Source organism: Streptomyces sp. NPDC005799 (genome assembly GCF_040630525.1).
Lineage (GTDB): Bacteria > Actinomycetota > Actinomycetes > Streptomycetales > Streptomycetaceae > Streptomyces > Streptomyces griseorubiginosus_B.
The window spans coordinates 148,962-167,525 of the sequence record NZ_JBEXXQ010000016.1; the positions used below are offsets into that span (position 1 = coordinate 148,962).

Annotated in this window: 15 protein-coding genes; 7 read left to right on the top strand and 8 right to left on the bottom strand. The window is 73.6% G+C overall.

Annotated features, from left to right (window positions below; translation table 11 throughout):
• Nucleotides 1-7: 7 nt before the first annotated feature.
• The 4 genes from ABZ453_RS18135 to ABZ453_RS18150 all read left to right on the top strand — a co-directional run bounded on the left by ABZ453_RS18135 (nucleotide 8) and on the right by ABZ453_RS18150 (nucleotide 3,524).
• Nucleotides 8-1,432, top strand: a complete 1,425-nt coding sequence (locus ABZ453_RS18135; protein ID WP_359015944.1) for an MFS transporter — start codon at nucleotides 8-10, stop codon at nucleotides 1,430-1,432.
• Between the two features lie 61 nt (nucleotides 1,433-1,493).
• On the top strand, nucleotides 1,494-2,006 hold the full coding sequence (locus ABZ453_RS18140; RefSeq protein ID WP_359015945.1) for a DUF2771 domain-containing protein: 513 nt from the start codon (nucleotides 1,494-1,496) through the stop codon (nucleotides 2,004-2,006).
• Nucleotides 1,976-2,677, top strand: coding sequence for a futalosine hydrolase (locus ABZ453_RS18145; RefSeq protein WP_359015946.1), 702 nt, complete (start codon nucleotides 1,976-1,978; stop codon nucleotides 2,675-2,677). Before ABZ453_RS18140 ends, ABZ453_RS18145 begins: the two co-directional genes overlap by 31 nt.
• Entirely contained in the window at nucleotides 2,667-3,524 is an 858-nt protein-coding gene (locus ABZ453_RS18150; protein ID WP_359015947.1) for a 1,4-dihydroxy-6-naphthoate synthase, read from the top strand. Before ABZ453_RS18145 ends, ABZ453_RS18150 begins: the two co-directional genes overlap by 11 nt.
• Before the next feature lie 34 nt (nucleotides 3,525-3,558).
• Here the strand turns inward: ABZ453_RS18150 and ABZ453_RS18155 are convergent, their stop codons facing one another.
• Both ABZ453_RS18155 and ABZ453_RS18160 read right to left on the bottom strand, forming a co-directional pair.
• Nucleotides 3,559-4,047 (bottom strand): hypothetical protein, encoded by a 489-nt coding sequence (locus ABZ453_RS18155; protein ID WP_359015948.1) that lies wholly within the window; start codon nucleotides 4,045-4,047, stop codon nucleotides 3,559-3,561.
• A gap of 18 nt (nucleotides 4,048-4,065) precedes the next feature.
• Nucleotides 4,066-4,449, bottom strand: coding sequence for a cold-shock protein (locus ABZ453_RS18160; RefSeq protein WP_133045637.1), 384 nt, complete (start codon nucleotides 4,447-4,449; stop codon nucleotides 4,066-4,068).
• Between the two features lie 164 nt (nucleotides 4,450-4,613).
• Between ABZ453_RS18160 and ABZ453_RS18165 the strand changes: the two genes are divergently transcribed.
• Complete coding sequence (locus ABZ453_RS18165; protein ID WP_133045638.1) at nucleotides 4,614-4,862, top strand: hypothetical protein; 249 nt, start codon at nucleotides 4,614-4,616, stop codon at nucleotides 4,860-4,862.
• Here ABZ453_RS18165 and ABZ453_RS18170 read toward each other — a convergent pair.
• Both ABZ453_RS18170 and ABZ453_RS18175 read right to left on the bottom strand, forming a co-directional pair.
• Nucleotides 4,841-5,482 (bottom strand): haloacid dehalogenase-like hydrolase, encoded by a 642-nt coding sequence (locus ABZ453_RS18170; RefSeq protein ID WP_359015949.1) that lies wholly within the window; start codon nucleotides 5,480-5,482, stop codon nucleotides 4,841-4,843. The two genes, ABZ453_RS18165 and ABZ453_RS18170, sit on opposite strands and share 22 nt — an antisense overlap.
• 73 nt (nucleotides 5,483-5,555) lie before the next feature.
• The gene (locus ABZ453_RS18175) at nucleotides 5,556-6,524 is read right to left on the bottom strand and encodes a hypothetical protein (protein ID WP_359015950.1); all 969 of its coding nucleotides are present in this window, start codon (nucleotides 6,522-6,524) and stop codon (nucleotides 5,556-5,558) included.
• A gap of 164 nt (nucleotides 6,525-6,688) precedes the next feature.
• On the opposite strand from ABZ453_RS18175, the gene ABZ453_RS18180 reads away from it, so the two are divergent.
• The gene (locus tag ABZ453_RS18180) at nucleotides 6,689-9,223 is read left to right on the top strand and encodes a helicase C-terminal domain-containing protein (RefSeq protein ID WP_359015951.1); all 2,535 of its coding nucleotides are present in this window, start codon (nucleotides 6,689-6,691) and stop codon (nucleotides 9,221-9,223) included.
• Nucleotides 9,224-9,374: 151 nt separating this feature from the next.
• Nucleotides 9,375-10,274 carry a UTP--glucose-1-phosphate uridylyltransferase gene (locus ABZ453_RS18185; RefSeq protein ID WP_359015952.1) on the top strand — a complete coding sequence of 300 codons (900 nt, stop codon included), beginning with the start codon at nucleotides 9,375-9,377 and terminating at the stop codon, nucleotides 10,272-10,274.
• Between the two features lie 6 nt (nucleotides 10,275-10,280).
• On the opposite strand, the gene ABZ453_RS18190 is transcribed toward ABZ453_RS18185, so the two are convergent.
• The 4 genes from ABZ453_RS18190 to fsxC form a co-directional block, all read right to left on the bottom strand.
• On the bottom strand, nucleotides 10,281-11,345 hold the full coding sequence (locus ABZ453_RS18190; RefSeq protein ID WP_359015953.1) for an HEXXH motif-containing putative peptide modification protein: 1,065 nt from the start codon (nucleotides 11,343-11,345) through the stop codon (nucleotides 10,281-10,283).
• 513 nt (nucleotides 11,346-11,858) lie between these two features.
• Nucleotides 11,859-13,067, bottom strand: coding sequence for an FxsB family cyclophane-forming radical SAM/SPASM peptide maturase (locus ABZ453_RS18195; protein ID WP_359015954.1), 1,209 nt, complete (start codon nucleotides 13,065-13,067; stop codon nucleotides 11,859-11,861).
• A gap of 144 nt (nucleotides 13,068-13,211) precedes the next feature.
• Complete coding sequence (fxsT, locus tag ABZ453_RS18200; RefSeq protein WP_359015955.1) at nucleotides 13,212-17,222, bottom strand: FxSxx-COOH system tetratricopeptide repeat protein; 4,011 nt, start codon at nucleotides 17,220-17,222, stop codon at nucleotides 13,212-13,214.
• A complete protein-coding gene (fsxC, locus tag ABZ453_RS18205) occupies nucleotides 17,212-18,522 on the bottom strand; it encodes an FxsC protein (protein WP_359015956.1) in 1,311 nt (436 codons plus the stop codon). The genes fxsT and fsxC overlap by 11 nt, the downstream gene beginning before the upstream one ends.
• Nucleotides 18,523-18,564: the final 42 nt, after the last annotated feature.

Consider the following 18,564-nt stretch of genomic DNA (forward strand, 5'->3'; position numbering starts at 1 on the left):
GAACGTCGTGGCAGCCGCAAGGACGCCCCAGGGAGCCACCAAGGTCGGTGGGATCAGGGGCAGCAGACGTGATGGCGGTTCGGGCCGGTTCGTCGGGTCCGTCCGCGCCGTCGGCCGTGCCCTGCACTTCCCGGTCACCGGAACCGCCCGCGGGATCAGAAAGGCCACGCACGCGCACGGCGCCGGCGAGTCCGGCCTGGGCAAGCTGATCGAACTCCACGCGGTCAACGGCGCCGGCGACCTGATGATCACCATCGCCCTCGCCTCCACCGTCTTCTTCTCCGTGCCGACCGACGAGGCGCGCGGCCGCGTCGCGCTCTACCTCGCCATCACAATGGCCCCGTTCACGGTCCTCGCCCCCGTCATCGGGCCGCTCCTGGACCGGCTCCCGCACGGCCGCCGCGCCGCGATGGCCGCTTCGATGCTCGCCCGCGCCCTGCTCGCGCTGATCATCGCCGGCGCCGTCACCACCGGCAGCCTGGAGCTGTATCCGGCGGCCCTCGGCGTGCTGGTCGCGTCGAAGGCGTACGGCGTGGTCCGAAGTGCCGTCGTACCCCGGCTGCTGCCGCCGGGCTTCTCCCTGGTGAAGGCCAACTCACGGGTCACCCTCGGCGGCCTGCTCGCCACCGGCGTCGCCGCGCCCGTCGGGGCCGGCCTGCACGCCATCGGGCCGCGCTGGCCGCTGTACGGCGCCTTCCTGATCTACATCTGGGGCATGTTCCTGTCCTTCACCCTGGCCCCGAAGGTCGACTCGGCCAAGGGCGAGGACGTGGCCCTGCTCGCCGCCGACGAGGCCCATCTGCACGGCCCGCACCGCAAGACGGCCAAACGCCCGGGACTGCGGACCGTGGGCACCGCGGTCACCCACGCCCTCGGCGCGAACGCCGCGCTGCGCTGGCTGTCCGGATTCCTCACCTTCTTCCTCGCGTTCCTCCTGCGCGAGCACCCGCTGACCGGCGAGAGCGCCGCCGTCTCCCTCGGCCTGGTCGCCGTCTCGGCGGGCGCGGGCAACGCGCTCGGTACGGCGGCCGGGGCCTGGCTGCGCTCCCGGGCGCCGGAGATCATCATCGTGACGGTCCTGGCGATCGTGCTGGGCGCGGCGGTCACGGCCGCGATCTTCTTCGGCGCGTTCCTGGTGGCGTGTCTCACGGCGACCACCGGCTTCTGTCTGGCGCTGGCCAAGCTGTCACTGGACGCGCTGATCCAGCGGGACGTGCCCGAGCTGGTACGCACCTCGGCCTTCGCCCGCTCGGAGACCATGCTGCAGATGGCCTGGGTCCTGGGCGGCGCGATCGGCATCGTGATGCCGCTGAACGGCACGGCGGGGCTGTGCCTGGCCGCCGCGGTCCTCGCCCTCGGCTGGGTGACGACGTCCCGGGCGCTGATCGGCTCGGCCCGGCACGGCGGCGCGGCCAAGCCCCGCGTGGCGTAACACACAGCCACACCGGCCCCCGCGTAAAGAGCGTGCAGGACACGCCCTATAGCCTTCTGGCATGACCTCGATGCCACGCGGCGGAGCCGCAGATGTCTACGCCGCTGTGCGACGGCGCCGCGCCGTCGCCGTCGTCGGCGCCGTTTCCGCCGGACTGCTCGTCCTGTCGGCCTGCGACAAGCCGACCCCGCGTTCCACGATCACCGTCGGCCGCTCCTCCGTCAGCGAGGAGGCCACGTGCGGTGGTGAGGGCAAGTCCCTGCAGACCGCGGACCTCACGAAGTGCCTGAAGGACACGGACATCCAGTCCATCAAGGTCGACCCCGACGACACGGTCCGGATCGGCGTCGACCCGGCCATCGCCGACAAGCGCTGGACGATCCTGATGAACGGCCAGCCGCTCACCGAGGACAGCGACAAGACGTACCGCACCATCCCGGGCAGCGTCTTCTTCAACGCCCAGTACGGCGCGCAGGGCAACTCCACGCTGGTCTCCATCAAGGCCGGCGACGGCAAGAAGAGCAGCAACACGGTGACCGGCCTGTGGTCCTTCAAGCTGAAGAAGGCGGACTGACCACGTCCTCGGTACGGGTCCTCGTGGCCACCGCGGTCCCGGCCGAACGGGACGCGGTGGCCCGCGCGTTCACCGGCGAGGCCCTGACGGTGACCGCCGTCGGCGTCGGCCCCGCGCTCGCGGCCGCCGCCACCGCCACCACCCTCACCTCGGCCGCCCTCGAAGGCGCCCCCTACGACCTGGTCGTGTCGGCCGGCATCGGCGGTGGCTTCCAGCCCGAGGCGCCGCTCGGCTCACTCGTCGTCGCCGACGAGATCACCGTGGCCGATCTGGGCGCCGAGACCGCCGACGGATTCGTCCCCGTCACGGAACTCGGCTTCGGGACCGTCAGCCACCGTCCGCCGCAATCACTCGTACGAGACATCGCGCACGCGACCGGCGCGCGCACCGGAGCCGTACTCACCGTCTCCACGGTGACCGGCACCGCCGAGCGCGCCGCCGAGCTGCGGGCCCGGCATCCGCGTGCCCTCGCCGAGGGCATGGAGGGCTTCGGGGTGGCGGAGGCGGCCGCGCTCCACCGTCTCCCCGTCCTGGAGATCCGCGCGGTCTCCAACCCCGTCGGGCCGCGCGACCGCGCCGCCTGGCGCATCGGTGACGCCCTCACGGCCCTGGCCGAGGGCTTCGGGAAGCTCGCGCCCGTCCTGGAGAGTTGGAAACAGCATGACCAGTGAGCCGGTACAGCCCCTGCGGATCGCGTATTCGCCCTGCCCGAACGACACGTTCGTCTTCGACGCCCTCGCCCACGGCCGCGTCCCCGGCGCCCCCGCGCTGGACGTGACCTTCGCGGACATCGACGTCACCAACGGCATGGCCGAGCGCGGCGAGTTCGACGTGCTGAAGGTGTCGTACGCCGTGCTGCCGTACGTCCTCGACGAGTACGCCCTGCTGCCGTGCGGGGGTGCGCTGGGCCGGGGCTGCGGGCCGCTGGTGCTCACCCGCGAGCCCGGGGCCGACCTCCGGGGCCGTACGGTCGCCGTCCCGTCCGAGAAGTCGACGGCGTATCTGCTGTTCCGGCTGTGGGCGGCCGACACGGTGCCTGCCGGTGTCGGCGAGATCGTCGTCATGCCGTTCCACGAGATCATGCCGGCCGTGCGGGACGGGAAGGTCGACGCGGGACTCGTCATCCACGAGGCACGGTTCACCTACCAGAACTACGGGCTGCACAAGCTTGCGGACATGGGTGAGCACTGGGAGAGGACGACCGGGCTGCCGATTCCGCTGGGGGCGATCATCGCGAAGCGGTCGCTGGGTTCCCGGACGCTGACGGGACTGGCCGAGGCGGTCCGTACGTCCGTGAAAGCGGCCTGGGACGAACCCGAGGTGTCCCGGCCCTATGTCATGGAGCACGCGCAGGAGATGGATCCCGCGGTCGCCGACCAGCACATCGGGCTGTACGTCAACGAGTTCACCGCGGATCTCGGCGAGGACGGGTACGCGGCGATCCGGGGGCTGTTGACGCGAGCGGCGGCGGAGGGGCTCGTGCCGGCGCTGGGGCCGGAGGCGCTGGCGTTCCCCTGAGCCACCGGTCGGCTCAGCCGTGCCGGTCGGCCGATCAGGGGTCGTCCTCGCCCAGCGGGACACGCGGCGGCCACTGGGCCAGCGAGAGCATCCCCCGGACCTTCGTGATGAGGTAGACGGCCAGGGGCAGCTCCACGCACACCGCGAGCGCCGCCGACAGCCACACACCCGGGGTCCCGAGGGCGAGCGACACGTCGAACCACGCGTCGCAGACCAGCAGGGCCGCCGTCGTCGTGGCCGCGACGAGGACGGCCCGGTGCCGCCGCCAGCCGAGCAGGGCGGTGGACGCCATCGACACCACCAGCAGGACGTCGAACCCCACCCAGGCCGTACGCCACTGACGGACCGCGTATCCGGTCGGCAGCGTGAACCACAGCAGGACGGTCCACGGGACGAGGCCGACGGCGGACACGGTGAGCAGTTCCAGAGTGTGCCGGCGCTGCCGCCGGATCCGCTCCAGCAGTTCGGCGGACGGGGCCCGGGTCGGGGCCCCGCCACCGGCTTGGGTGCTTATGTCGCTCACGTCGGCCGTTCCACGGGATTACACGTCGAGCTGGTCGGCGACCGCGCGCAGCAGCCCCGCGATTTTCTTGCCCGCGGTCTTCTCGGGGTAACGGCCCCTCTCGAGCATCGGTGTGATGTTCTCGAGCAGGGTCGTCAAATCCTGGACGATCGAGGCCAGTTCGTCCGGCTTCTTACGGGTCGCGGCCGCCACCGAGGGCGTCGGGTCGAGAATGGTGACCGAAAGCGCCTGGTCGCCGCGCTGTCCGGCGACCACCCCGAACTCAACTCGCTGTCCCGGCTTGAGTGTGTCTACTCCGGCGGGGAGGACCGAGGAATGGACGAAGACGTCGCCGCCGTCGTCCCGGGAGAGAAAGCCGAAGCCCTTCTCACTGTTGAACCACTTGACCTTGCCGGTGGGCACGTCTGTCCTCGTCCTCGTACTCGTCGGAAAACTGCTTCGGAAACGGCTCTTGATAGCACTTGGGCGGGTCGTCACGGACCCGCCGGTACCAAGGCTAATGGTCTTCAGGCCGGTGACAAGACGTCGCCGGGTTGTTCCTTCGCGCTGGGAACTACCCTGGTCCGGTGCGTGACAAAACCCAAACGAATTCCGCCGGGCCCGGTGACCGACTGATCCGTGCCGGTGCCATCGTGTTCTTCCTCGGTGCCGTGGCCACACTCGTCACAGTGGCTCCGCTGTTCCTGCACGCGAAGCCATTTCCCACCTACATGTTCGGACTGAGCATGCTCATGGGGGTCGGCTTCCTGATCGCCGCCGCCGGAGTGCTGCGGTCGATCGCGGCCGGCCGACGTCAGGCGCGCGCGGGACGGTAGCCGGCGAGCCAGCCCGGGAACTCGGTGAGGTCGCCGAGGACCACGTCCGCCCCGGCCGCCGTCAGCTCCTCGGCGCTGCACGGCCCGGTCGCCACGGCCACCGACAGGGCGTCGGCCCTGCGGGCGCCGCGCACATCGCCGATGTGGTCGCCGACGTACACCCCCGCCCCGTGCTCGCGCAGGGCCTCCGCCTTCTGCTCGGCCCACAGGTTGCCGACGACCTCGTCCGGGTGGATGCCCAGGTGCTCCAGGTGCAGCTTGGCGTTGGGCTCGTACTTCGCGGTCACCACGATCGCCCGCCCGCCGGCCGCGCGTACGGCGTCGATCGCCTCCCGCGCCCCGGTCATCGCGGGGGTCGCGGTGATGGCGATGGCCGGGTACATCGAGCGGTACAGGTCGCCCATGGCCGTGATCTCGTCCTCGGGGAACCAGTTGATCAGCTCTTCCGCGAGCGGCGGTCCGAGCCGCGTGACCGCGAGGTCGGCGTCGATGTAGGTCCCCGTCCGCTCGGACAGCGCCTGGTAGCAGGCGCGGATGCCGGGGCGGGAGTCGATGAGGGTCATGTCGAGGTCGAAGCCGACGGTCAGGGCGGGTGCGGAGGTGAGGGCCATATGGGCCATTGTGCCCAGCCCGGGTGGCGGGGAGACGGCGGGCCGGTGTGACGTACACCTACTCTCGCCGGTTCGCCCCCGCCTACATCTTCCGCTGGGAGCGCCAGACCACGAACAGCGCCGACAGCACGGCCGCGCCCCGCACCACCCACGGCCAGGTCTGGGCGATCGCGTCGTTCATGTGGCCCTGGGCGATGGGATCGCCCCAGCGGCCCTGGTTGCGGCCCCAGAGCCAGACGATCCCGGCCGCGACCGCCACCGACGGCATCCCGATGACCGCCCACTTCGACTCGTTCTGCGTCAGGCGCCGGGAGGCGTAGGCGATGAGCCAGCCGAGCAGCAGGGCGAACCAGTTCCCGAGGATCGCGCCGACGACGAGCAGACCGGCGGCGATCAGGAGCAGGGGGTTGCTCCAGCGGGAGACGGGGAGGGAGAGACGGCGGCGCCGGGCGGGGGAAGCCTCGGGTACGGTCTCCTCCTCCGCCTCCACCGTCCTCTCCGTGGCGGGCGCGGCGGGCGGGGCCGACTCGGGCGTCCTCGGCCGGGGCGGCTTGACCAGGCTGGGGATCTCCACGCCGCCCACGAATCCCGGCACGCTCTCGGCGAGTGGCGTGCTGTCCACCCGCCACCAGTCCGGCTCACCGGCGGAGGCGGGGTCGTCGGAGGGCGCGGGCCGGGCGGGCCGCTCGGCCTGTGCGGGCTGCTCCGGCCGCGGACCCGGTACGGCGCGGCGCCGCAGGCTCTTGGGCAGCCGGCCGGTGTCCTCGGGCTCGTCGTCACGCTGCACGGGCAGGTGGGTGGGGGTGGCCGGGGGCGCGTCGGGTGCGCCGCCGGCCGCGTCCACGACCTCGTCCGGGGTGCCGAGCCGGGAGATGATCCGGCGGACGGCCGCGGGGCTGTCGGCGGTGCCCGTGGCGCGGCGCCGGTCGATCTCGTTCCGCAGCTCCGACACCAGGCGCATGCGTGTGGCCGACGGCAGCTGCCGCTGCTGCGCCACGTCGCCGACACGGCTCAGATACTCGTAGACGACCTGGTCGCTCTCGATCCCCACGAAGTCCCCTCCGGGGCGGCTGCGTTGGATGGCCCGCGGTACGAAGGTATCGCAGGTCAGCATCGAACAGCCCGTCCGGCGTCCGAGGACGGGGCCCTTCGGGCCGACGGGGGTCGGAGGGCGCAGCCTCCAGGGACGCCCGCCCACCCGGTACCGTGAGTCGGATGAGCACCCCGGCCCCGCGTTCACTCGCAGAGGCACTCCGAGCGAGGGACGACGTCTCCCTCGCCGCACTGCTGCGCGCTCGCCCCGATCTCATCACCCCCGTCCCCACCGACCTCACCCAGCTCGCCACCCGCGCCGGTACCCGGGCCAGCGTGGTGCGGGCGCTGGAGCGGCTGGACCGGTTCGCGCTGCAGACGGCGGAGGCGCTGGCGGTCGCGGCGGACCCGGCGTCGTACGGGGAGCTGCTGGGGCTGATGACCGGCGACGAGGGCGATCCGGTGGTCGCCGCGGCTCTTCCGCGTGCTCTCGGCACCCTGCGGGAGCAGGCGCTGGTGTGGGGTGACGACGAGCGGCTGCGGCTGGTGCGCACGGCCCGTGAGCTGCTGGCGCCGTCCCCGCAGCACCCGTCCCCGACCGGGCTCGGTCCGACCGTGCAGGAGGCCACGGCGGGCATGTCGCCGGGCCGGGTGCAGGAGCTCGTGACGGCGGCCGGGCTGCCCTCGACGCACGACTCGGTGTCGGCGGTGGGCTCGCTCACCGCGCTGTTCGGTGACCGCGAGCGGATGGCCGCGCTGCTCGCCGGGCTGCCGCAGGAGTCGCGGGAGGTGCTCGCCAGGCTGGTGTGGGGGCCGCCGTACGGGCAGGTCACCTCGGATCCCGCGGCGCATCTGCGGCAGTTGCTGGACCGCGGGCTGCTGCTGCCGACGGCGCCCGGCACGGTCGTACTGCCGCGGGAGGTGGCCCTGCATCTGCGCGGCGGGCGGGCGCACCGCGCGCTGGAGCCGCTGCCGCCCGCCCTGGAGTCCGCGGCCACGCACCGTCCACAGGTTGTGGACACCACGGCGGCCGGGCAGGCGTACACCGCGCTGGCGACGATCGAGGAGCTGCTGAAGGACTGGCACGAGGGCGGGCCCGCCGTGCTGCGGGCAGGTGGGCTGAGCGTGCGCGACCTGAAGCGGACGGCGGTCGCGCTGGACGTGGCCGAGCCGGTCGCCGCCTTCTGGGTCGAACTCGCCTACGCGGCGGGCCTGCTCGCGTCCGACGGGGAGGCGGACGAGCGGTTCGCGGCGACCCCGGCGTACGACGAGTGGCTGGAGCAGCCCGCGGGCGTGCGCTGGGCGCGGCTCGCGGAGAGGTGGCTGACGGCGACCCGGACGGCGGGACTGGTCGGCGGGCGGGACGCGAAGGACCGTACGTTGTCGGCGCTCGGGCCCGGCCTCGACCGGTCCGCCGCGCCGGAGGTACGGCACCGGGTGCTGACGCTGCTGGCCGGGTTGCCGGAGGGCACCGCGCCGTCCGCCGAGTCCGTGCTGGACCGGCTGCGCTGGGAGCGGCCCCTGCGCGGGCCCCAGCAGGACGACGACCTGCGCGCCCGGCTGGCCCGCTGGACGCTGTCGGAGGCGGAGATGCTGGGCGTGACGGGGCGGGGCGCGCTGTCGGCTCATGGGCGGGCGCTGCTGGGGGCGCCGGCGCCCGCGTCGTCGACGCGCGCGAGGAAGGCGGCCGAGGCGGAGTCCGGGGGCCCCGGCGACAAGCTCCCCGTCCATCACACGCCCGTCGCCGTGGAGCCCCTCTCCCCCGTCGAGCAGGCCACCGCCTCCGCCGCGGCCGCCCGGCTGCTCGCGCCGCTGCTGCCCGAGCCGCTGGACCACGTGCTGCTGCAGGCCGACCTGACGGCGGTGGCGCCCGGGCCGTTGCAGCGGCCGCTCGCCGACATGCTGGGGGTGCTGGCGGACGTGGAGTCGAAGGGCGGGGCGACCGTCTACCGGTTCACTCCGGGGTCGGTGCGGCGGGCGCTCGACGCCGGGAAGACCGCCTCCGACCTGCACGCCTTCCTCGCGGCGCACTCCCGGACACCGGTTCCGCAGCCGCTCGCCTACCTGATCGACGACGTGGCCCGTCGGCACGGGCACCTGCGGGTGGGCGCGGCCTCGGCGTACGTGCGCTGCGACGACGACGCCCTGCTGAACGAGATCATGGCCGACAAGCGGGCCGCCGGACTGCGCCTGCGCCGCCTCGCGCCCACCGTGCTGGCCACCCAGGCCGACCCGGCGACCCTGCTGGAGGGGCTGCGCGCGATGGGTTTCGCGCCGGCCGCCGAGTCCGCCGAGGGCGACGTCCTGATCACCCGCGCCGACGCCCACCGCACCCCGCCGCGCACCGCGCCCGAGCCGGTCCCTGACGGCCCGCCGACGCCGGACGCGACGCTGCTGTCGGCGGCGATCCGGGCGATCAGGGCCGGTGACGTGGCCTCCACGGCCCCGCGCAAACAGCCCCCCTCGGCCGCGGCGGGCGGCGCCCTGCCGCGCACCAGCTCCGCCGAGACCCTGGCCACCATGCAGGCCGCCGTCCTGACCGGGGAGGCACTGTGGATCGGGTACGTCAACGCGGAGGGCGCCGCGAGCCAGCGCGTGATCGCCCCGATCCGGGTCGAGGGCGGCTTCGTGACGGCGTACGACCACACGGCGGACGAGGTGCGGACATACCCGCTGCACCGGGTGACGGGAGTGGCGGAACTGGCCGAGGAGGCGTGAGGCGGGCCTCTTCGCCATGGCCCCACCGGCATGTCCGGAACTGTTCACCCGGGGCTTCCGGCCCGGGCTCGCGGGCAGCGTTTGCTGAACGGGACAGGAACCGGGTCCGGCTTTCCGACGACGGGACCGGCCTTTCGACGAAAGGGGCCCCATGGCCACGACGATCCGCCGCGCAGTCATCCCCGCAGCCGGGCTGGGGTCCCGTCTGCTGCCGCTGACCAAGGCCATCCCGAAGGAGATGCTGCCGGTCGGGGACAAGCCCGTCGTCGAGCACACCGTGCGGGAGCTGGTGGCGTCCGGCATCACGGACATCACGATCGTCGTCTCGGGCGGCAAGGGCCTGATCCAGGACCACTTCCGGCCGAATCCGGCCCTCGTCGCCCAGCTGCGCGCCGACGGCAAGACCGCCTACGCGGACGCGGTGGAGGAGGTCGGCGAGCTGTCCCGGCTCGGCCACATCACCTACCTCGACCAGCACGGCCCGTACGGCAACGGCACGCCCGTGCTGAACGCGGCCCGCAACGCCGGTGACGAGCCGATCCTGGTGCTGTGGCCCGACGACGTCTTCGTGGCCGACGTCCCCCGCGCCCAGCAGCTGATCCGCGCCTTCGAGGCGACCAGCTGCCCGGTGCTCGCCCTGATGCCGATGGACCCGTCCGACTCGCAGCGCTACGGCGTGCCCCGGGTCCGGGAGGATCTCGGCGAGGGACTGCTGCGCATCAGCGGTCTGGTCGAGAAGCCGAAGCCCGAGGACGCGCCCTCCGCCTACGCGGCGATCGGCGGCTATGTCATCACCCCGGGCATCGTCGAGGAACTCCGCAAGCAGACCAGGGCCTGGTACGAGCACCGCACCGGCGAGATCTACCTCACCGACGCCATCAACGCCTACGCCGCCACCAAGGCGGTGTACGGCCAGGTCATCCAGGGCCGCTGGTACGACACCGGCAACCCGCTCGCCTACCTCACCGCTCAGTTCGCGGCCGCTCTGGCGGACCCGGAGTACGGCCCGCATCTGCGCCGGCTGGCGGAGCTGACGGAGGAGCGGGGCTGAGCCCGCTCAGGCGTCGGCGCGGTCGAGGGCGCGGCCCATCTCCTCGGTGAAGCGGCGGCCCGCGGGCAGGAGTTCGCCGCTGCCGAGGAGGGTGCCGACGGCGGCGCGGGTGTGTCCGTGCCAGGTGGTGTACTCCCGGTCGGCCCGGGGGTCGGGCGGGGCGGTGGTGTGCTCGGTGTGCCAGAAGTCGCAGACACCCAGGTGGGCGTAGGTGCCGGTGAGGAGCGCGTCCAGGGGGCGCGGGTCGGGACGCCAGGGGGCCCGGTAGCGGGCGGCCGAGGGCGGGCCGTACAGCGGGACCAGGTCGAGCAGGGCGGCGAGCTGGACGTGCAGGAACTCGTGGACCAGGGTCAGCGCGAAGAGCACCGGGTCGCCGGGCGGGGAGAGGGCGACGGCGCCGTGCGCCCGGCGGGCCGCCGAGCTCACCGAGGTGCCGCCGGGGGCGGGGTGCAGCGGCACCAGGGCGGACAGACAGGCGGCGACGGCCCGGGCGTGCCAGGGGTGGCGGCGGACCAGCACCCGCCAGGCGCCGTCCAGTGACCGCTGCCAGCCCTCCGCCTCGCCCGCGCTCTGCGCTCCGGCCGGCGGATGGCCGTGCACGGCGCGGAAGGGGCCCCGGTCGGCGAGCCGCAGGCGCAGCACGGCGCCGTCGCACTCGGCGGTCAGCAGACGGGGTCCCGACAGCGCGGCCGGCCCTCCGTCGACGAGTTCGCCGAACCAGGCGAGGTCGGGGCGGTGGCCGCGGGCGCACTCGGCGAGCGCGCGGGCCAGTCCTTCGTCGAGGTAGGGATGCAGCATGGTCTCCCGCCACCGCCCCGGCTCCTCCCGCTGCATGCGCGCCAGCCGCCGGTACGCGCCCTGGAAGCCGGCGTCGTCGGGCAGCGCCCGGCGCACGGCGACGGCCAGCAGGGTCCGCTTGCTGAGCTGCCCGCGCCGCAGCACCTCCACGCCCCCGACCCCGCCCCGGGCCCGGGCGAGGGCGTCGAACAGGTCCGGGTCCAGGTCGAGCGGGACGAGGGGGCCGGCGGCGGACGGCACGTCGGGGGTGGGGACGGCGGGCGGAACAGGCACGACGGGCTCACTCCTCACGGACGGGACGGACACGCGCGGCACGGACACGCGCGCCGCGAACACCGGCGCCACGGACACGCGCGGCACGGACACGCGCGCCACGGACACCGGCGGCACGAACACCGGCGGCACAACGCGGGTGCCACGGACGCGGGCGGCACGAACGCGGGCGGCACGGACACGGGCGGCACGAACGCGGGCGGCACGGACACCGGCGGCACAACGCGGGCGCCACGGACACGCGCGGCACGGACACCGGCGGCACAACGCGGGCGCCACGGACGCGGGCGGCACGAACGCGGGTGGCACGGACACGCGCGCCACGAACACGCGCGCCACGGACACCGACGGCACGAACACCGGCGGCACGAACACCGGCGGCACGAACGCGGGCGGCGGGGACGCGGGCGAAGGGGACACCCGCGCCACGGACACGCGCGCCACGGACACGCGCGCCACGAACACGCGCGGCACGGACACGCGCGGCACGAACGTGGGCGGCGGGGGGTGGGGTCATCTCGGGGCCGGTCGGGTCGCCGCTGTCAGTGCGGTGAGGTCTCGGTGCAGGCGGGTGGTGATGTGGTCGATCAGGGCGGCCAGGTCGGGGCAGTACACGGACGGCGCCGCGAACGGGGTCGGCGTGGCGTCGGGGCGGTAGCGGTGGGCGTACAGGCCTCCGCCGCAGACCGCCGAACGCGGGCAGGCCGCGCAGACGAGGGCCAGCCCGGCCCGCCCCCGCTGCCGGGCCCGGAAGGCCTCGTGGCGTGCGGCGTCGGTGAAGCTGTGCGTGAAGACGTCCAGGCCGGTGGCCGGGGCGCCGTCGTAGGCGACCTTCAGGGAGTCGGCCTGTTCGATGGTCCCGTCGGTCTCGACCACGACCAGGTCGACCGGGGCGAGTCCGACCGCCTCGCTGCGGGCGGTGCCGCCGAGCAGCAGGGCCGCGATCTCCTCGAACAGCCGGATCCCGGTCTCCCGGCGGGCCGCGCCGTACCAGCGGTCGAAGACGGCACGGAGCCAGCGGGCGTACGGCACCGGCTCCGCCGGCTCGGCTCCGGGCGCCGTCGGGGGCACAACGGTGCGGCCGGCCAGTCCGGGCGGCGGGGTGTGCCAGGTGCCGTGCGGCAGCAGCAGGTCCAGCCGCGGCGGGGCGAACTCGATCAGGGCCTCGTAGGTCTCCACCGGGTCGGCGGCCAGGTCGACGGTGCACAGCAGCCCGGCGTACAGCGGGCGGTACGGACCGTCGGCGAGGAGCCGCAGGGCCCGGGCGACCCCCGCGTGGCTGCCCCGCCCGTCGGGACGCCGCCGGTGCCGGTCGTGGGTGGCGGCGGTGCCGTCGAGGCTGACCCCGATCCGCACCCCGTGCCGGGCCAGCACCGGCAGCAGCGCCGGGTCCTCGACGAGCCGCAGTCCGTTGGTCTGCAGGGTGAGCCGCAGGTCCGCCACCCCGTCGAGTGCGTCGGCGAGCACACCGAGCAGCGCGTCCAGCCGGGCGGCACCCACCAGCAGGGGCTCGCCGCCGTGCAGGACGACATGCACCTCGCCCAGACCGTGGTCCCGGGCGTGCCCGGCGATGAGGGCCGCCGTACGCCGCACGGTGCGGGGATCCATGACACGGGGGCGGTCGCGCCAGCTCTGGTCCGCCGACTCGTACACGTAGCAGTAGTCGCACGCGAGGTTGCAGCGGCTGTGGATCTTCAGCAGGAACTGCCGGAAGGGAACCATGGGCCAGCCTCGCTGGATCGCACCGGTGCCCGTGCCGCTCCCGCCTGCGGCCGGGGCGGCCCGGGAATCGGGGCGTGGCGGGTGGCCGCATCCTACAGCCCGTCAGCCGGCGGGCACGCCGGGTGGCGGACGCGACCGGCCCGCTCAGATGGTCGGCGGTTCGATGTCGGAGTTCAGCCGGGTCCCGGTGGCGATCGCCTGCGTCGTCGGGTGCTGCGCCCCCAGGGTGCGTCTCGCCCGCTCCAGGGCGTCCCGGTGCAAACGGTCCGCCTCCGCCGTACGGCCGAGGGAGCGCAGGGTGAGCGAGAGGTTGGAGGTGGCGGCGACGACGTCGTAGTGGTCGGCGCCGAGAGACGGGAACAGGCCCTCGCGGGCCCGGCTCTCCTGCTCCGCGGCCTCCTCGGCGCGGCCGGCGGCCACGAGGTCGTTGGCGTGGTTGACGACACAGCTGTAGATGTAGGGGTGGGACGCCCCGAGAACCTCGACCAGCTGTCCCATGGTGCGTCTGGAGGACGCCAGCGCCTCGTCGGTGCGGCCCAGCGTCCTCAGGTACACCGCCATGTTGCTGGCGCAGACCAGGGTGACCGGGTGTTCCTCGCCCAGGTAGTCCTTGTAGCGGCCGAGCGCCTTCTCGGCCAGCTCCAGCGCCCGGGCCGTGTCCCCGAGCGCGGCGAGGTCGCTGGCCAGGTTGCAGGCGGCGGCGAGGGTGTCGTAGTGGTCGCGGCCGTGGGTGTCGCGGTAGCGCTCGTAGATGTCCTGGTCGATGTCCCGGGCGTCGGAGTAGCGGCCGTCCCGGCGCAGGGCGACGGCCAGGTTCTTGCGGGCCCGCAGGGTGTCGCTGTGCCCGTCGCCGAGGACCTGGTGGTAGAGACGCGTGGTCGTCTCCAACAGCTCCAGTGCCGCCCGCAGTTGACCGGTCTCACGTAGGTCGCGGGCGTAGTTGTTGGCCAGGTTGAGGGTGCGCGGCTTCGTGGCTCCCTGGTTCTCCCGCTGCCGTTCGTAGGCCGCGCGGTGCAGCTCCAGGGCGGCCTGGCGGTCGCCCGCCAGGTACTCGGACACACCCAGGTTGTTGGCGTACATCAGGGTCCGCTGGTGGTCCTCGCCCAACTCGCTGAGTGCCATCCGGTAGGTGTTGCGGTCCAGTTCGCGGGCCTCCTGGTAGCGGCCGAGGGCGCGCAGGTCGGCGCCGACGTTGCCGGCCGCGGCGAGGGTGGCGGAGTCGTCGTCCCCCATGGTCGCGGTGAACCGGCGCAGCACGTCCACGTCCAGCTCGTACGCCTCGACCAGCTTTCCCTGTGAGCGCAGTACGTTGCCGAGCTGGGTACGCAGCATCAGCGTGTGCATGTCGTCCTCGCCGCCCGGGAAGTCCGGCCGCCCCCAGCGTTCCAGCGTGCGTACGGCCAGGTCGTGAGCGGTGCTGTAGAGACTGCGGCGATACAGGTAGCGCACGGCGTCGATGATCAGCCTGCGGACCTCGGGGGCGGGGTCGGCGGCCGCGCGCGAGGGCTCCAGATGAGGCAGGAGCGCGTCGTACTCGGCCCACTTGGCGGGGGCCTCCGGATCGCCGGGGTTGGCGTCCACCAGCGCGGTGTGCACCACCCCCCGCAGTTCCTTCCAGCGCTGGGCGTCGACGCCGTCCCGGACGACCGCCTGGACCAGCCGGTGCACGGTCAGGGTCTCGCTGCCCTGGTCGAAGCCGGCCAGTCCGAAGCGGTTGAGGGCCCGCAGCAACTTGGCGACGGACACGTCGAGTTCGGCGGCGTCGATGGTGAGGGCCCGGGTGACGGCCCGGCTGTAGAGGAGCCGCATCGGGATCGGGTCGGAGCCGAAGAAGGAGCAGATCTCCAGCATCTCGACGGCGGCCCGGTTGCTCTCGCGCAACTCCTCCACCGAGATCTGCCAGGTGCGGGCGGCGGAGTTGGGGTACTCCCGGGGCGGCAGGGGGGTGTGTTCGAGGATGTCCGTGGGGCGGTCGCGCAGCCGGGTGAGGTAGATGGAGACCGGCATGCTGCTCTGGCTCAGCCAGACCGCCGCCTGTCCGACCGCGAGCGGCAGGTCGCCGAGTTCGTGGGCGATCTGCTCGGCGTCCTCGGTGGCCAGCCGCGGGTTGGACCTGAGCAGCACCTCGACGCTCTCCGCGCGGGTGAAGACCTCGACCTCGGCCCGGCCCACGCTGTTGACCCAGGCCCGGTCCCGCGAGGTGATCAGCACATGCCCGCCGGGCGGCCCCTCCGGGATGAGCCCGTCGAGTTCGGTGGGGCTGCCGGCGTTGTCGTACACCAGCAACCAGCGGCCGTACGGCCGGCCCTGGGCGAGGGCGCGCAGCACGGCCTCGGCGGTGCTGCCCACGTCCTCCCCGCGCTCCAGGCCCAGATCGGGGGCGAGGTCGGCCAGCGCGGAGCGGATCAGGCCGGGCTGGGCGGCGTTCATCCACCAGACCACGTCATAGGCGGCCCGGTAGCGGTGGGCGTACTCCAGGGCGGTCTGGGTCTTGCCCATGCCGCCGAGTCCGTAGAGCGCCTGGCTGGTCACGGCGGCGGTGGGGCCGGCGGTGAAGTGGTCGCGCAGGCGCTCCAGGAGCGGACCGCGCCCGACGAAGCCGAGATGGCGGGAGGGCAGTCGAAGGGCCGCCGGTATCGTGCCGGGGAAGATCGGCAGGGCCGTGCCCAGGGCCGGCGTGGAGCCGTCCGAGGCACGGCGGCCCGGCGGTGGCCCGAGGGCGGTGAGGAGCTGGTCGAAGGCCTCGGCGGCACCGCTGCGGCTGAGGTCGGCGACGACGCTGTCGAAGTACGCTTCCGTGGCGGGCGGGTCGAGTTCCTGGAGGCGTACGGCGACCAGGCCGGGACCGGCGGTCGTCTCGTGTCCGGCCAGCTGGAAGCGGACGGCGGCGGCCCGCGACTGGGAGGCGTACTCCGGCGACAGCAGGGCCAGCACCCGGCCCAGGCCGCCCAGGGTGCCGGCCACCTCGGGCAGCACGGCGCCGTCGGGGCCGACCGTGCTGTGCAGGGAGACCTGGTAGCCAACCGACTCCAGGGCCTCCTCGGCCCACTCCGCCCACATCCGGCCCAGCGGCGCGTAGCTGACGTAGATCTGGGTGGGCAGGGTCTTCGGGGCGCGCAGGTAGGCGGTGCGCAGTTCGGCGCGCCGGTCGGCGGGCAGCGGGGTGAACCGGGGTACCCGGCCCTCCGAGATCCACTCGGTGAGCCGCTCGAACGCGGTGAGCAGCGTCCGTTCCTGGCGGGGCCGGTCGCCGACGGTGGCCGGGATCTCCTCGTAGGCGTAGAACGCCTTGTACGGCACCTCGATCTCACCCCAGTAGCGGGTGCGGTCCTCCTCCGGCAGCCAGTCCAGGAAGGGGTCGAACTCGCTGCGGCAGTAGTCCCGTCCGGCCTCCAGCCGCTCGGTCTCGGCCTCCTCGACGCGCATGGGGACCGGGAGCACCTTGATGGGGCGGGGCGCGGAGCTGCTCTTGACGGTGGCCGCCGCCTCCAGGCCGCCGCGGATGCTCTGGGCGCTCATGGTGAAGCAGTCGACGAGGATGTCGGGCAGCAGGACCGTGCAGATCCCGCTCGTGTCGCTGACACCGGTCCTGCTGTCGATGAGCACGTAGTCGTAGGACGCGATCATCCGCTCCCGCAGGGCCTGCAGGAAGTGGCCGCCGCCGCGCTCGTTGTAGAACGTGTGCCAGTTGAAGCTGGTGACGGCGGCGGAGTAGGCGGCCGACTGCCGTCCGGCGGGCAGGAAGTCCAGGCGGCCGCCGGAGGGCTGCTCCAGCATCAGTCCCACGATGTACGGCGCCGGGTCGGCGGCGTCGCGCAGCCAGCCCTCCGTCCCGGCCGCCGCCCCGGCCCGTGGCCCGGAGCCGCTGCCGACGCCCGCGCGCACCGGAGGCTCCGCGCGGCTGATCACGGTGCGCACATAGGACTGCACCATGTTGATCAGGCCGTTGGAGGAGCGCAGTTCGGGGTCGACCAGCAGGGGGTGGAGGTAGCGGTGCAGACCGGGTGCCTCGAGGTCCCAGTCCACCAGCAGCACCCGGTGACCCGCGCTCGCGAGGATCCAGCCCACGTTGGCCAGCGCCATGGTGCGACCGGTGCCGCCCTTGTACGAGTAGAAGGTGACGATCTTGCCCGGTCCGTCAGGCCTACTGGTCATCGTCGTCGAGTCCTTGGTCGCGGGTCACGGGGGGTCTGCCCGGCGGCTCCTGTGCGGCACCGGCGCCACGCCCGCCGCCCAGGGGCTCGGACCAGGGCAGCGGCGGCGGGGGCGGGCCCTCGGGGAGCCGGAAGGGGGTGGTGCTCTCCATCTCCATCAGCCGGTTCTGTGCCACCGCCAGCATCACGGCGAGCCGGCCGTCGAACTCGTCCTCGGCGACCTTCACCCGGAACAGCGGGTCGTTCGGGTCGTTGTGCCGGCGCCAGTTGCGCCACAGCACCCGGCTCAGATCCTGCCAGATGGCCTCGTCGCCGGTCTCCTCGTCGGCCGCGTGGCAGGGCACCAGGACCCCGGTGGCGGGGCGGTTCTGGGCGTCGTAGTCGGCGAGGGCGTCCCGGTAGGTCCCGGTGCGCACGGCCCACGGGTCGACCAGCAGGATGCTGGTCTGGTTGTTCTGCAGGGTCTCGTCGAGGCGGCCGCTCAGCCCGTCGTCGACGACCTCGATGTTGCTGGTGTACCCCTCCTGCACGATCACCTTCTGCGCCCGGTGGGCGACCGTCGGGTTCTTCGGCGGATGGTACGGCGTCCACTCCCGGGGCGAACGCCCGTAGTACTCCGGCCGGTTGCGTCCCGTCGGCAGCGGGTCGGCGACCCCGGCGGCGAGGAAGACCTGCACGTGCCCGGTGCCCGGCGCGGCGGAGCGCTGCCCGGCCACCGGGAACAGGCCGTGCACGTCACTGATGTCGAGGCCGGGCGTGTGCGGCAGCCGGAACCGGTCCGCGGCGAGCCGCACCCGGGCGGCGACCCTCTCCACGACCGTGCGGTACGCCTGCCCCAGCGGGTCCGACTTCAGCAGGTGCAGCAGACCGTGCGTGAGGTACTCGTCGCCCATGCCGGCCTCGTTGTACTGCAGGCCGGCCACCTCGTCGGGCAGCTCCCCCTCCACCGGCATCCACACGACCGGGACCAGCGCCGGGACGTTGGGTATGTCGGTCTCCTGGCGGTACCGCTCGAGCCGCTCGTAGAACGCCGTCCACTCCTTGCCGCAGTACTCGCTGCTCAGATACGACGGCGAGTACAGCGCGACGAAGGCACGACAGTGGCCGACCGCCCTGCCCAGCACCCGGGCCCAGTTCGCGCCCAGCCCCAGCCCCTCGACGTCCCGGAACGGCGGCTGCGCCGACGGGTCCGCGCCGATCCGGCGGAGCTCCTTCGCGAGATCGTCGTAGAACCGCTTCACGAACTCGTCGCGATCGTCCTTCCGCGCATAGCTGAGGAAGAAGTACGGCTCCTGAACCAAGTCGCCCCCCGATACCTCCCTGGCCGACCTGACGGTGTGACA